Genomic DNA, 12,934 nt, shown 5'->3' with positions numbered 1-12,934 from the left:
CGACCCGCTGCCACATGCGGCGGGTCAGCTCGGCGGCGGAGGCGTGCTCGTCGGCGGCGAGCTCGGCGATGGCGGCGCGCTGCTGCTCCTCGACGCGGCGCACGACCGCGAGCAGGAGCCCGTCGCGCGAGCCGAAGTGGTAGATCAGCATCCGGTGGCTGGTGCCGATCGCCGACGCGATGCTGCGGAGGGTGGCCCCGCCGAGGCCGTGCTCGGCGAGGTGGGCGATCGCGGCGTCGAGCAGCGCCGCCTTCGCGTCCCCCTGCACGCCGGCGACTGTACCACTTGGTACAGACTCTCTTCCGGCGAACGGCGCGGGGGCGGCTACGGGTGCGGGCGGGGCCGCTCGTTCACCGGAACGCGTCGGCCTTCTTGCGGGCCCACTGCGCGAACGTGGTGGCCGGCCGCCCGGTGATCTCCTCGACCAGCCGGTTGGCCTCCTGCGGGTGCTGCACGAGGTCGCGCATCCCGTCGACGTACCACCGCGCGAACTCCCCCATCGCGGGCTCCAGCACGGCGACCGCCTCCTCGTGGCTCACCTCGACGAGCGGGATCTCCCGCCCCAGCGCGGCGCCGATGTGGCGCACCATCTCCGCCCGGGTGAGCGTCTCCGGGCCGGTGAGCAGGTACTCCTTGCCGGCGTGGCCGTCGGTGAGCAGCACCTTCGCCGCCACGGCCGCGATGTCGGCCATGTCGATGGGCGCGTTCGCCGCGCCCGGGTAGCCGTCGCGCACCTGGCCGGTGGTCCGGATCTGCTCGGCCCAGACCAGCATGTTGTCCATGAACTCGCCCGGCGACAGGTGGGTCCAGGCCGCCCCCGACTCCTCGACGGCGGTGGCGACCGGGGCCCACCACGAGTCCTTCGGGCCGGACACGTCGACGATGTAGCGCACGCCTGCCTTGACGGCCATGGCGGTGACCTCGCCGACCGTCGACTCCAGCGGCGCGAGGTACATCTTCTCGACCCCGTCGAACACCCCGCCGAGCGTCTCCGGGCGGCCGATGTAGCCGCGGACGACCTCGACCTGCGGTGGCAGCGCCGCCTTCTCCGGCTTGTTCGTCAACGCCCGCACGTCCGTCGCCCCGGCCGCGAGCAGCTCGTCGACGACCAGCCGCCCGATGTTGCCCGTCGCCCCCGTCACCAGGATCATGCGCGGCAGGTTAGCGCGTACACTGTACCGAGTACAAGGTACGCGGTTTTACTCCGATACGACCGCCACCTCGAGGACGAGCGGCTGAGAGCGCTCGCGCAGCGTGGGCACGACCTCGTCGAGGGCCGCGACGAGCGCGGCGTGGTCGGCGACGCGGCGGGCCGGGCACCCGAGCGACTCGGCCAGCCCGGCGATGCTGACCTCGGCGAACCCCGGCCACGGCGGCTTGCCGCCGCGCTGCGCGGCGAGCCGGTCCATGATCGCGTAGCCGCCGTTGGCGAGCACGACGAACAGCACGCCCACGCCGTAGTGCGCCGCGCTCCACAGCGCCTGGATCCCGTAGAGCGACGACCCGTCGCCCACCACCGCCACCACCGGGCGGGTCGGGGCCGCCATCCGCACCCCGATCGCCGCGGGCAGGCCGAACCCCAGCCCGCCCATCGCGGCGCTCAAGAACCCGAGCGGGCTGCGCGCGGGCAGCAGCCGGTGCAGGTCCGGGCGGCTGGACGGCGTCTCCTCGACGACCACGGTCTCCGCCGGGACGCGCGCGGCGAGCGCCGCCATCACGTGCGCGGCCCGCAGCGGCTCGCCCTCCCCCGGCCCGGGCGGCGCCGGGGCCCGGGAGACGACGGGCGGCTCGGCGCCCGGCCGGTCCGGCACCCGCTCGGCGAGCAACGCGCACACCGCGGCCGGGTCCGCGAGCACGGCGAGGTCGGCCGGGCTGTGGTGAGCGTCCTCCTGGTCGTCGGTGACGATCGCGACGGTCGTGCCCGCCTCGACGAGCGGCCCCTCCTCGTACGGGTACTGGCGGAACACCGGCGCCCCGACCGCGAGGACGAGGTCGTGCCCGGCGAGCGCGTCCCGCAGCCCCGACCGCCCGGCGGGCAGGTGCCCGGCGAACTGCGGGTGGTCCTGCGGGAAGCCGGCGCGCGCCGCGAACGGCTCCTGCCACACCGGGCAGCGCAGCCGCTCCGCCAGCCGGACCAGCGCCCGCCAGGTCGCCGGGGAGTCGGCGTCGGCCCCCACCACGAGCACCGGGGACGTCGCCCCGGCGACGAGGGCGGCGAGCTCGTCGACGGCCTCGGGCCGGGCGGCGTCGGCCCGGCGCAGCACCGCGGGGGCCGGGACCGGGCCGTCCTCCGCGGGCGCCGACCAGTCGTCGCTCGGCACGACGACCAGCGCCGGGCCCCGACCGGCGCGCGCCTCGTGCCACGCCCTCGCCACCGCACCCGGCACGTCCTGCGGCCGCGCGGGCGTGCGCACCCACACCGGGTAGCTGCCCGCGAGCCCCTCCAGCTCGCCCGCGAGGAAGGGCTGGAGCGCGAGGTGGCGCCGGTCCTGCTGGCCCACCAGCACGACCAGCGGCACGCGGTTCACCCGCGCTGTGGCCAGCGCCCCGACCGCGTTGCCCAGGCCGGCGGTGGTGTGCAGGTTGACCAGGGCGGGCCGTTCCAGCGCGGTCGCCCACCCGGTGGCCATGCCGACGACGGATCCCTCGTGCAGGGCGAGGACGAACTCGATGTCGTCGGGCAGGTCGGTGAGGAACGGGATCTCCGTCGACCCGGGGTTGGCGAAGATCGTGGTGAGCCCGTGGCGGCGCAGGACGTCGAACGTGGCGTCGCGGACGGTGCGGCTCACGCGTTCACCTCCCGCGCGGCCCCGACCGCCGCCACGGCGAGCCCGCCCACCGCCGCGACCACCGCGAAGACGTAGAAGCCCCACGGGTAGGCGATCCCCGCCGTGAGCAGCGCGCCGCCGATCAGCGGGCCGCTGATCGCGCCGAAGCGGCCCACCCCGCTGGCCGCGCCGATCGCGGTGCCGCGAGCCGCGGCCGGGTAGTGCTGGCTGATGTAGGCGTAGACGAGCACCTGCGCGCTGAACACGAACACCCCGGCCAGCAGCACGCCGACGTACACGCCGATCCCGGGCAGCCGGATCGACAGCAGCGCGAGGAACAGCGCGGCCGCGGCGAACCAGGCGAGCACGGCGGGCCGCACCCCGATCCGGTTGGCGACCTGCCCGGCCACCAGCAGGCCGACGATCGCGCCGATGTTCAGCACGAGCAGCAGCGCGAGCGCGGCCCCCAGTTCGTACCCGGCCGACCGCATGATCTCCGGCAGCCACGTGTTCAGGCCGTAGACCAGCAGCAGGCCCATGAACGAAGCCACCCAGAACGCGATCGTGGCGCGCAGGTACCCGCCGCGGAAGAGGATCGCGACGGGGTTGTGCCGCTCGCGCTCCTTGTCGGCGAGGAACGACTCCGACTCGGGCAGGTACCGCACGATCAGCGGCACCAGGACGAGCGCGGGAAGCGCCCCGATGACGAACATCGCCCGCCAGCCCAGCGCGGGGATGACGACGATCCCGAGCAGCGCGGTGACCACGGCGCCGACGTGGTAGCCGGTCATCAGCACGGTGGTCGCACCACCGCCCTTCCCGACCTTGGCGTACTCGTTGACCAGCGCGATCGCCACCGGCAGCACCCCGCCCAGGCCGAGCCCGGCGAGGAAGCGCAAGGCGCCGAACGTCCAGGGGTCCGGGGCCACCGCGCACAGCAGCGTGAGCACCGAGAACCCGGTGACGGTGTAGAGCAGCGCCCGACGCCTGCCGATGATGTCGGTGATCGCGCCGATCGCGATCGCCCCGACCATCACGCCGACGAGGCCCACCGAGGAGATCAACGCCCCGGTGTTCGGCGTGAGTCCCCAGACCCCGTCGCGGAGCATCGGGGACAGGACGACACCGAGCACGACCAGGTCGAAGCCCTCGAGGGCCACCGACGACCACGCGAGCGGAGCCACCCACCGGGCGCCCTCACGGGCGCGGGCCGGGTTCTGCGCCGAGTTCTGCGCGGGATTCTGCGTTGGATCCGCGGACATGCGGCGGAGTATCGGCACGGCGCTCGCGCGCCGTCAGGACGTCCTCGCACTGAGCGGAAAACCGGGATCGGGGGACGAGGGCGCGGCCCACGGCGGAGGCGGTCAGCAGCACCGCGGGCACCAGCGGCTGGAGGTTCTCGGTGCTGCTCGGCACCACCACGGAGACGCTCGCCACCACGTCGCCGGTCGGGCCGACGATCGGGGCCGCGACCGAGGCCGCGCCGTCGGTCATCTCGTCGCGCGACAGGCAGTAGCCCACCCTGCGGATCTCGGCGAGCGCGACGGTCAGCTCGTGCGGGTCGGTGATCGTGCCCTTCGCCATGCGCGGCAACCCGCGGGCGATCACCTCGGCGACGACCTGCTGCGGCGCGTACGCGAGCAGCACCTTCCCGGGGCCGCTGGCGTGGGCGGGCATCCGCCTGCCCACGCGCGAGCGCACCGGGACGTCCGCGTGGCCCGGCAGCCGTTCGAGGAACAGCGCCTGGTGGCCGTCGAGCACCACGAGGTGCACGACCTGGCCGGTGACGGCGCCGAGGTCCTGCAGGTACGGCAGCGCGGCGTCGCGCAGGTCGCGGGCGAGCGGGGCGAGGGAACCGACCTGCCACAGCCGGATCCCGATCCGGTACCGCCCGCGCGCGGGCCGCTCGAGGGCGCCCCAGGCCACGAGCTCGGCGACCAACCGGTGCACGGTGGCCGCGGCGAGCCCGGTGGCCGCCACGATCTCCCCGAGCGTCTGCTCGGGCCGCTCGTCGGAGAACGACCCCAGCACCGCGAGCGCCCGGTCGAGCACCGACCGGCCCGGCTCCGAGGTCCCACCCGCCATCGAACGCTCCCCCGACCGATGAGTTCCTGCGCGCCCCCGGGTCCTACCTCGCGACACCACGACCACGCCACCCGGAGGAGAAGATGACCGAGCTCGCCACCGACCCCACTGCCCGGCGCCGGGCGCCTCGCACCCCGTCCCGCGCGACGAGCGTCACGCTGTGGACCCTGCAGATCCTGGTCGGTCTTTTCCTGGTCGTCGCGTCGGCGGCGCCGAAGTTCTGGGGCGACCCGTACGCGATCCAGATCTTCGACGAGATCGGCGCCGGGCAGTGGTTCCGCTACGTCACCGGCGCCGTGGAGCTCGCGGGCGGGCTCGGCCTGATGATCCCGCGGCTGGCCGGCCCCGCGGCCGTCGGACTGATGGGTTTCATGGTCTGCGCCGCCTACACCCAGGCGGTCGTGCTCGACCAGCCGACCCTGGTGATCACCCCCGCGATCATCTTCGTGATCGTCGCCCTTATCGCCTGGGGCAGGCGGGAGTCCATCGCGGCGTGGCTGCCTGCCCGCTGACCGAAAACCGAGAAACGGCCCTCCTGGCCGGGTGCCGTTTCTCAGCGGATTCGAGGGCTGATATCACCGTTTCGCGGTCGCCTCGCACGTGATCGGGGCGTCGGCGACGTCCTGGTCCGACGTTCCGTTTCCGAGAATGCCGAGCACGTTGCCCGGGCCCACCACCGCGGTGAGGTCGGGGCAGACGTTCAGGCCGTTCAGCACGTTGAGGTCACCGAGGTTGACCAGGCCGTCCTGTGGGGCGTCGTCGCCGGTGATGACCTGCTCGGCGTCCTCGGCGCCCTCCGGCGACCCGCTCGCGTTGGCGGCCGGCGCCAGCGCCAGCACGGCAGCCAGGCTCGCGGGTACGACGATTCCTGCCTTCTTCCACACCTTCGGCTCCTGAACGGGTGAACACCGCGCGGACACAATCGAACGAAAAAACGCCAACCACGCGGCGTGCGCCACCACTACGGATGTCCCACCATCGTGTGCGCCGGTTCGGGATGCACGTTCAGGCCCTGGACCGAGCGGGAAACCGGCCACGCACGGTGATCGATCCCGGGCGGTACACCGGCCGGGAACCGGATTCCGTCACGTTCCGCGCCGAGGCGTGCACGTTCCGAGCGGGTGACCGGTGCGGCGCGTCCGGGTGATCATCCCTCGACGAGCTCGGCCCGCCTGCGTTCCAGGAAGGCGCGTTCCACCGCGTTGCCGGTCCGCTCGATCGCGGCGTCGTAGGCCCCGCGCGCCTCGGCGATGCGGCCGAGCCTGCGCAACAGGTCGGCCCGCACGGCGTGGAACACGTCGTAGCCGTCGAGGTGGCCGTCGAGGCCCAGCGCGTCGACCAGCTCGAGGCCCGCGGCGGGCCCCTCGACCTCGGCGACGGCGACCGCCCGGTTCAACGCCACCACGGGGCTCGGCGCGACGGCGAGGAGCTGGTCGTAGAGCGCCACGATCTGGCGCCAGTCCGTGGCCTCCGCGGTGGGCGCGTCGCTGTGCACGGCCTGGATGGCGGCCTGGATCTGGTAGGGGCCCGGCCTGCCGCGGCGCAGGCACCGCCGGACCAGCTCCTGGCCCTCGGCGACGAGCGCGCGGTCCCACCGCCCGCGGTCCTGGTCGGCGAGCAGCACGAGGTCGCCGTCGGCCGTCGTGCGGGCGGGGCGGCGAGCCTCGACGAGCAGCATCAGCGCCAGCAGGCCGATCACCTCCGGCTCGTCGGGCATCAGCTCGGCCAGCAGCCTGCCGAGCCGGATCGCCTCCGTGCAGAGGTCGTCCCGGACCAGCCGGTCTCCCCCGCTGGCCGCGTACCCCTCGTTGAACACGAGGTAGACGACGGCGAGCACCGCCCGCAGCCGGTCCGGCAGCTCGCTCTCGTCGGGCACGCGGTAGGGGATCCGCGCCGTGCGGATCTTGCCCTTCGCCCGGACGATCCGCTGCGCCATCGTCGGCTCGGGGACCAGGAACGCGCGGGCGATCTCGGCCGTGGTCAGGCCGCCGAGCAGCCGCAGCGTCAGCGCCACCCGGGCGGCCGGGCCGAGCGCGGGGTGGCAGCAGGTGAAGATCAACCGCAGGCGGTCGTCGCGCACGGCGAGCTCCTCGTCCGGTTCGGCTTCCACGGCGTGCAGCAGCGCCGCCTGCGCGTGCCGGTCCGCGCGGGAGGCCTCGCGGCGGAGGCGGTCGATCGCCCGGTTGCGGGCGGTCGTGATGATCCAGCCCGCCGGGCTGGGCGGCAGGCCGCTTCGCGGCCACCGCTCGACGGCGGTCGCGAAGGCGTCCTGCACCGCCTCCTCGGCGAGGTCGATGTCGCCGAGGAGGCGGGTCAGGACCGCGACCGCCCGGCCGTACTCGCGGGCGAAGATCCCCTCGATCTCCGCGGCGGTGAGCACGGCTCGTCAGCAGGTGCCGACGTGCAGCGGCCGCACCTCGATCGGCAGCGGCAGCACCGTCGCGACCTTCCGCCCCCACTCCAGCGCGGCGTCCAGGTCGGGCGCCTCGATGACGGTGAACCCGCCGAGGTGCTCCTTGCCCTCGGCGAACGGCCCGTCGGTGACGAGCACCTCGCCCTCCCGGGCGCGCAGCACCGTGGCCGTGCTGGGGTCGTGCAGGCCCGCGGCGAACACCCACGCCCCCGCGGCGCGCATCTCGTCGTTCACCTTCTCCAGCTCCTGCATGATCGGGTCGAGCACCTCGGGCGGCGGCGGGTCGCCTACCGGCTGGTAGATGCTGAGCAGGTAGCGGGCCATCGTGACTCCTTTCCGGTGGGTCACCCCCTACACGAACGGCGGTGCCCCGGATCGACAGATCCTGGCGAGATCCCCTCCTTCAGGAAAGCCACATCCACGAAGCCCAGGTACATGGATGTGGCTTTCCTGAAGAGCTGGTGGGCGCATGCGCGTCCGCTCGTGGCACCGACGGCGAACAGCCCCGAGGCGGGGGTGCGGTACGACGAGACGTCGGCGCGGCGGGCGTGGACGTCGCTCGGGACCCACCTCGCCGACGCGCTGGCGTGAAACCGCCCGCGGCGTAAGCTCGCCCCCAGGTGTGCCGGGAAGCCTGGTCGGCGTCGCGTTGGTTCGGGCTGGATGGAGCACGCCATGACCGTCACGTCGTCGGTTCCGCTGATCCCCCTCGCCGAGGTCGACCCGGCCGAGGTCGCGCTCGTCGGCGGCAAGGCCGCCGGCCTCGCCGCGCTGATCAGGGCGGGCGAGCGGGTGCCCGACGGGTTCTGCATCACCACCGCGGCCGGTGAGCTCACCGACGACCTGCGGCGGCGGATCGGCGAGGCCTACGAGCGGCTCGGGGCCGGCGCCGTCGCCGTGCGGTCCAGCGCCACCGCCGAGGACCTGCCCGACGCGAGCTTCGCGGGTCAGCACGAGACGTTCTTGAACGTCCGCGGCGTCGACGCGCTGCTCGACGCCGTGGCGCGGTGCCGGGCGTCGCTCGGGACCGAGCGCGCCACCGCCTACCGCGAGGCGGGCGGCTTCCGTGACGCCGATGTCGGCATGGCCGTTGTCGTCCAGCGGATGGTCGACCCGGCCGCGGCGGGGGTGCTGTTCACCGCGAACCCGATCACCGGGACGCGCACGGAGATGGTCGTCGACGCCGTCGCCGGGCTGGGGGACGCCGTCGTCGAGGGCACCACCGACGCCGACCACTACGTGCTGACCGAGCGGCCGCCCGCGGACGCGGGCGGTTGCCTCACGACCGCGCAGCTGCGCGAGCTCCGCGAGGCCGGCGAACGGGTCCAGCGGCGGTTGGGCCGCCCGCAGGACATCGAGTTCGCCTTCGACCGGGACGGCACGCTGTGGCTGCTGCAGTCAAGGCCGATCACGACGCTGTTCCCGCTGCCCGACTCACCGCCCCCCGGTCCGCGCGTGTACTTCGAGGTCGGGCACATGCAGGGCATGCTGCGCCCGTTCACACCGATGGGGATCTCGGTGATGCGGCTGGTGATGGCGCAGTACCTGCGGTCCATCGGCGTCCCGACCGACCCGCTCACCAGCCGTGCGGGCATCGTCGACGTGGCCGGCCGGATGTACCTCGACCTCACGCCGTGGGTCCGCTACCGGCCCGCGCGCAAGCGGCTGCCGGAGTCCATGCGGATCTACGGGCCGCGGGTGGCGGCGAGCCTGGCCCGGGTGCTGGACGATCCCCGGTTCGCCCCGCTGCCCGGCAGGCCCTTCCGGCTGCGCGTCGCGATCACGGTGGCAGCCCGGGTGGTACCCGGGCTGATCATCGGCATCGTCGGCGCCCTCGCCCGGCCCGGGCGCGCGCGGGACCGGGCGTTCCGCGCCTGCGCGCACCTGCAGCGGTTGTCCCGCATCGAGACGGCTCGGAGCAGCTCCGAACGCCTGCGCGCAGCGGCCGAGCTGCAGGGGGCGTTCATGACCATCGGCGTGGCGGAGATGCTGCCGCCGCTGTACGGGGCCCTGATCGCGCGGGCGGGGGCGGTCGGCCTGCTGCGCGGCGTGGCGACCGCGGACGAGGTCGACGAGACGCTGCGCGGGATGCCGCACAACGTGACGACCGAGATGGACCTTGCGCTGTGGCGGCTCGCGCGGGGCGCGGCCGAACACCGCGACCTGCTGCTGAACACACCGCCCACCGAACTCGCCGCCCGCTACCTCGCCGGCGACCTGCCGGAGATCGGGCTGGGCGAGTTCCTGCGCGCGTACGGGCACCGCGGCGCGGCCGAGATCGACGTGGGGGTGCCGCGGTGGGCCGAGGACCCCGCCCCGGTGTTCGCCGCGATCGCGGGCTACCTGCGGGTGTCGGACCCGCAGCAGTTCCCCGACCTGCGCTTCCGGCGAGCGGCCGCCGAGGCGGAGGCGAAGATCGACGAGCTGGTGGCCCGCGCCCGGCGCACCCGGCCGGTTCGGGCGCGGCTCGCCGGCTTCCTCCTGCGGCGCTCGCGCGCGCTCGCCGGGCTGCGGGAGCTGCCGAAGTTCGCCTGGCTGTACCCGCTCGCCGAGATGCGCAGGCAGCTCCTCGCCGCGGGCGCCGAGCTGCGCGACCGCGGGGTGCTCGACCGGGCCGACGACATCGTGTTCCTCGAGTTCGCCGAGGCCCTGACCGCGACCACGTCCGGCGGCGAGTTCCGCGACCGGATCGCGGCCCGACGGGCCGAGCACGCGCGGGAGATGCGCCGCCGCAGCGTCCCCGGGCTCCTGCTCTCCGACGGGACCAACCCGGAGGCGTTGGCGCCCGCCGCCCCGGCGCCCGACGGCGCGCTGACCGGCATGGCGGCCGCACCCGGCACGGCGACCGGCCCGGCGCGCGTGATCCTCGACCCCGCCGGGGCGCACGTCGAGCCGGGCGAGATCCTCGTCGCACCGACCACCGATCCCGGCTGGACCCCGCTGTTCATGACGGCAGGCGGCCTGGTCACCGAGACCGGGGCCGCAATGGCGCACGGGCCGACCGTGGCCCGCGAGTACGGCATCCCGGCCGTCATCTGCGTGCGCGACGCCACCCGGCTCATCACGACCGGGCAGGTGATCACCGTGGACGGGGCGGCCGGGACGGTCACGTTCGCCGCGCCGTCGCCGTCGGTGGACGCTACCGGCGCGCCTCCAGGTGCCGACGGAACCACCTGACCAGGCCCGCGTCCACCTCGCGCGCGATCGGCAGCTGCGGCGCGGGCTCGATGCCCGGCTGGTCGGCCAGCGGGTGCGCGAGCCCCGGGATCGACAGCAGCTCGCCCCGCTCCCCCAGCGCCTCGGCGAGCCGCACCGCATCGGCGCGCAGGCCGGGGTGGTCCCGCTCGCCGCTCACGACCAGCAGCGGCGCGCGATCGGCGATGGCGGGCGCCTTGGCGAGGAAGTCGAGGCCGTCGACCGACCGCTCGGACTCGGCGTCGTACGGGTCGTGCGGGAAGAGGTCCACCACCGTCCGCATCCGGATGGCGGCGTTCACGACGGCGCCGGCGAAGACCGGGACGTCGGTGTCGGCGAGGACCCGCAGCGCGACGGCCCCGCCGAGGGAGCCACCGAGCACGCCGAGCGGGCCGTCCTCCACCGGAAGTTGCCGTCGGATCGACGCGAGTGCGGCCGGGAACTCCTCGCTCGCCTGCCGGACGAACGGGTACAGGTACGCCATCAGGGCGTCCTCGCGGATCAGTTCGCCAACGGCGTCCATGCGGCCGTCGACCATGCGCGCCCCGCACATCGGCATCCCGAGGTGCACCCGCCACGCGGGGACGCCGTGCATCGGCAGCGCGGCGGCGAACGCGGCGTCCGAGCAGGGCGCGTCGAGCATGTGCCAGGTGACGATCAGCGGAGCGGGACCGCCTTCGACGGGCGGGAGAGCGGTGAACGGGACGCCTGCCGCCACGCCGGTGATCGCTCGCTGCATGCGCGTCACGCTAGGGCGCCGGTGGCCGGCGGAACCCGGTTCATCTCCACGGGCGAAACCGGGTTCCGGATCTACGCTGCGCGGGTACCGGTCCGCACCGGCGCCCCCTCCGATGCCGCGTTCATCGTCGAGATGGCCCGGCTCGCATCGGCGGTCGACGGCCGGCCGCCCCCGCCCGACGATCCCGCGCTGCTGCGTGGGCTTCCCGCGGAGCCGGACGCGAGCGTGCTGTCGGTCGACGACGAGGGCCGGCGGGCCGGCGCGGCCTGGTGGCAATTCCGGGAGCCGCTGCCGGCCGTGGGCCTCGACGGCGCCCCGGTCCCCGAGCTGGTCGTCGCCATGGCGCTCCCCCGCGCGCGGTCACCGCGTCGGCCGCCGGCTGCCGGCTGCTCGCCGTCCGGCGCGGCCCCGACCGGCCGGCCCTCGACGTCCACATCCTCGACCCGGCGGTGCGCCTCTCCTGCCGGACGGGCTTCGTCGTCGCCGGGAAGGGGCGGGGCGCGCTCGGCGGCGCCGTGATCCGCGAGCCGGCGGTTCCGAAGACGACTCGGCCGCCCCTCCTGTGATCGGAGCGGCGGCCGTTTCCGCTGGTCAGCGGCGTGGAGCGGGCGACGGGAATCGAACCCGCGTCGCCAGTTTGGAAGACTGGGGCTCTACCATTGAGCTACGCCCGCACGTGACGCCGAGATTACCCGACCCCCTGTGACGTGGTCGGGCCCACCCGGTATCCGGTGTCCCGGCCCAGGTGCTGCCGCCTAGACTCCGCTCGACGGGGTGTGGCGCAGCTTGGTAGCGCACTCGCTTTGGGAGCGAGGGGCCGTGGGTTCAAATCCCGCCACCCCGACCAGGTCAGGGCCGGTCCGGACGATCTTCCGGGCCGCTCGGACCCGCTTTCGCACCGAGCTGCCACCAGAAGCCGAGATCGTCGTGGTGGGAGGGCTCGCCGCGGGTCGACCGGTAGAGCGCCTGTGCCGCCGTGTCGTGCGCATCGGTGAGGAGCCACACCTTCTGGTGACCCTCTCGCCGCGCGAGATCCAGGAACGCGGTGGGGAGGGCGCGGCCGGCCCCGCGCCGTCGGGCCGGCTCGACGACCTCGATCTCGTAGAGCTGCACCTGCGAGTAGCCGGCCGCGTGCCGCTGACGCGTACCCCACGCCCAGCCCATGACCCGGTCGCCCTCGGTCGCGACGAACGCGACGGAGGCCGGGTGGCGCAGGAACGGGCCGTGGTCGACGCCGTCGATCCGGCGGAAGGTCCGGACCGCCGTGTCGAAGGTGCGGTGGTCCTCGCTGGTCAGCAGGTGGACGCGCATGCGCACAGTCTCGGGCCGCGTACCGTGCCGCGGTGGAGGTTCTGGGGATCGTCGTCGAGCCCTCGCTTCTCCGCCGCTGGGCCCGGTGGCTCGCGCCGGAACGCCAGCCGTTCTTCCTGACCACACGGGAGGCGGCGGAGTTCGGGTTGGCGCCCGAGCCCCGGTGCGAGGTCTCCCCCGAGCTCCGCGACACCTACGAGCTGTGGAACGTGCCCGGGGACCTCGCGGTCGTCCGGCTCGACGAGCAGGCGTTCCACGGGCTGCCCCGACCGGTTCGCGCCGAGCTCGTGCGGGCGCAGCTGCGCCACGGCCGCGGGGCGGTGGCCGCGGTCGACGACTGGGCCGACGTCCTCGACGCCCGAGGGCTGCGCGAGCAGGCCGACGGGCAGCACTTCGTCTGGTGGCCCGGCATGGTGGAACCGC

13 protein-coding genes and 2 tRNA genes are annotated in these 12,934 nt (G+C 74.6%); 4 read left to right on the top strand and 11 right to left on the bottom strand.

What is annotated here, in order from left to right:
• The 5 genes from VKZ81_RS04630 to VKZ81_RS04610 form a co-directional block, all read right to left on the bottom strand.
• Nucleotides 1–268: TetR/AcrR family transcriptional regulator (locus VKZ81_RS04630; RefSeq protein ID WP_324240143.1), on the bottom strand; the 268-nt coding region annotated here is incomplete at its 3' end.
• Between the two features lie 82 nt (nt 269–350).
• Nucleotides 351–1,151 carry an NAD(P)H-binding protein gene (locus tag VKZ81_RS04625; protein WP_324240142.1) on the bottom strand — a complete coding sequence of 267 codons (801 nt, stop codon included), beginning with the start codon at nt 1,149–1,151 and terminating at the stop codon, nt 351–353.
• Between the two features lie 48 nt (nt 1,152–1,199).
• Nucleotides 1,200–2,789 (bottom strand): benzoylformate decarboxylase, encoded by a 1,590-nt coding sequence (mdlC, locus tag VKZ81_RS04620; RefSeq protein WP_324240141.1) that lies wholly within the window; start codon nt 2,787–2,789, stop codon nt 1,200–1,202.
• Nucleotides 2,786–4,030 carry an MFS transporter gene (locus tag VKZ81_RS04615; protein ID WP_324240140.1) on the bottom strand — a complete coding sequence of 415 codons (1,245 nt, stop codon included), beginning with the start codon at nt 4,028–4,030 and terminating at the stop codon, nt 2,786–2,788. Before VKZ81_RS04615 ends, mdlC begins: the two co-directional genes overlap by 4 nt.
• On the bottom strand, nt 3,966–4,853 hold the full coding sequence (locus VKZ81_RS04610) for an IclR family transcriptional regulator (protein ID WP_324240139.1): 888 nt from the start codon (nt 4,851–4,853) through the stop codon (nt 3,966–3,968). The genes VKZ81_RS04615 and VKZ81_RS04610 overlap by 65 nt, the downstream gene beginning before the upstream one ends.
• 83 nt (nt 4,854–4,936) lie before the next feature.
• On the opposite strand from VKZ81_RS04610, the gene VKZ81_RS04605 reads away from it, so the two are divergent.
• Nucleotides 4,937–5,365, top strand: a complete 429-nt coding sequence (locus VKZ81_RS04605; RefSeq protein WP_324240138.1) for a DoxX family protein — start codon at nt 4,937–4,939, stop codon at nt 5,363–5,365.
• A gap of 63 nt (nt 5,366–5,428) precedes the next feature.
• On the opposite strand, the gene VKZ81_RS04600 is transcribed toward VKZ81_RS04605, so the two are convergent.
• The 3 genes from VKZ81_RS04600 to VKZ81_RS04590 all read right to left on the bottom strand — a co-directional run bounded on the left by VKZ81_RS04600 (nt 5,429) and on the right by VKZ81_RS04590 (nt 7,590).
• Nucleotides 5,429–5,812: a hypothetical protein gene (locus VKZ81_RS04600; RefSeq protein ID WP_324240137.1), complete on the bottom strand. Its 384-nt coding sequence runs from the start codon at nt 5,810–5,812 to the stop codon at nt 5,429–5,431.
• Nucleotides 5,813–6,000: 188 nt separating this feature from the next.
• Nucleotides 6,001–7,233, bottom strand: a complete 1,233-nt coding sequence (locus tag VKZ81_RS04595) for an RNA polymerase sigma factor (protein WP_324240136.1) — start codon at nt 7,231–7,233, stop codon at nt 6,001–6,003.
• Between the two features lie 6 nt (nt 7,234–7,239).
• Nucleotides 7,240–7,590, bottom strand: coding sequence for a YciI family protein (locus VKZ81_RS04590; protein ID WP_324240135.1), 351 nt, complete (start codon nt 7,588–7,590; stop codon nt 7,240–7,242).
• Nucleotides 7,591–7,941: 351 nt separating this feature from the next.
• Between VKZ81_RS04590 and VKZ81_RS04585 the strand changes: the two genes are divergently transcribed.
• The gene (locus VKZ81_RS04585; protein WP_324240134.1) at nt 7,942–10,443 is read left to right on the top strand and encodes a PEP/pyruvate-binding domain-containing protein; all 2,502 of its coding nucleotides are present in this window, start codon (nt 7,942–7,944) and stop codon (nt 10,441–10,443) included.
• Here VKZ81_RS04585 and VKZ81_RS04580 read toward each other — a convergent pair.
• Nucleotides 10,406–11,200 (bottom strand): alpha/beta fold hydrolase, encoded by a 795-nt coding sequence (locus VKZ81_RS04580; RefSeq protein ID WP_324240133.1) that lies wholly within the window; start codon nt 11,198–11,200, stop codon nt 10,406–10,408. The genes VKZ81_RS04585 and VKZ81_RS04580 overlap by 38 nt on opposite strands.
• A gap of 600 nt (nt 11,201–11,800) precedes the next feature.
• Nucleotides 11,801–11,874, bottom strand: a tRNA-Gly gene (locus VKZ81_RS04575).
• Between the two features lie 96 nt (nt 11,875–11,970).
• On the opposite strand from VKZ81_RS04575, the gene VKZ81_RS04570 reads away from it, so the two are divergent.
• Nucleotides 11,971–12,047: transfer RNA gene (locus VKZ81_RS04570), tRNA-Pro, on the top strand.
• A gap of 2 nt (nt 12,048–12,049) precedes the next feature.
• Here VKZ81_RS04570 and VKZ81_RS04565 read toward each other — a convergent pair.
• Complete coding sequence (locus VKZ81_RS04565) at nt 12,050–12,511, bottom strand: GNAT family N-acetyltransferase (protein ID WP_324240132.1); 462 nt, start codon at nt 12,509–12,511, stop codon at nt 12,050–12,052.
• A 32-nt stretch (nt 12,512–12,543) separates the two neighbouring features.
• Here VKZ81_RS04565 and VKZ81_RS04560 point away from each other — a divergent pair.
• Nucleotides 12,544–12,934: hypothetical protein (locus tag VKZ81_RS04560; protein WP_324240131.1), on the top strand; the 391-nt coding region annotated here is incomplete at its 3' end.

It is taken from the genome of Pseudonocardia sp., assembly GCF_035305885.1.
Lineage (GTDB): Bacteria > Actinomycetota > Actinomycetes > Mycobacteriales > Pseudonocardiaceae > Pseudonocardia.
Note: the sequence above shows the minus strand (reverse complement) of the source record. Positions and strands in the feature narration are given on the sequence as shown.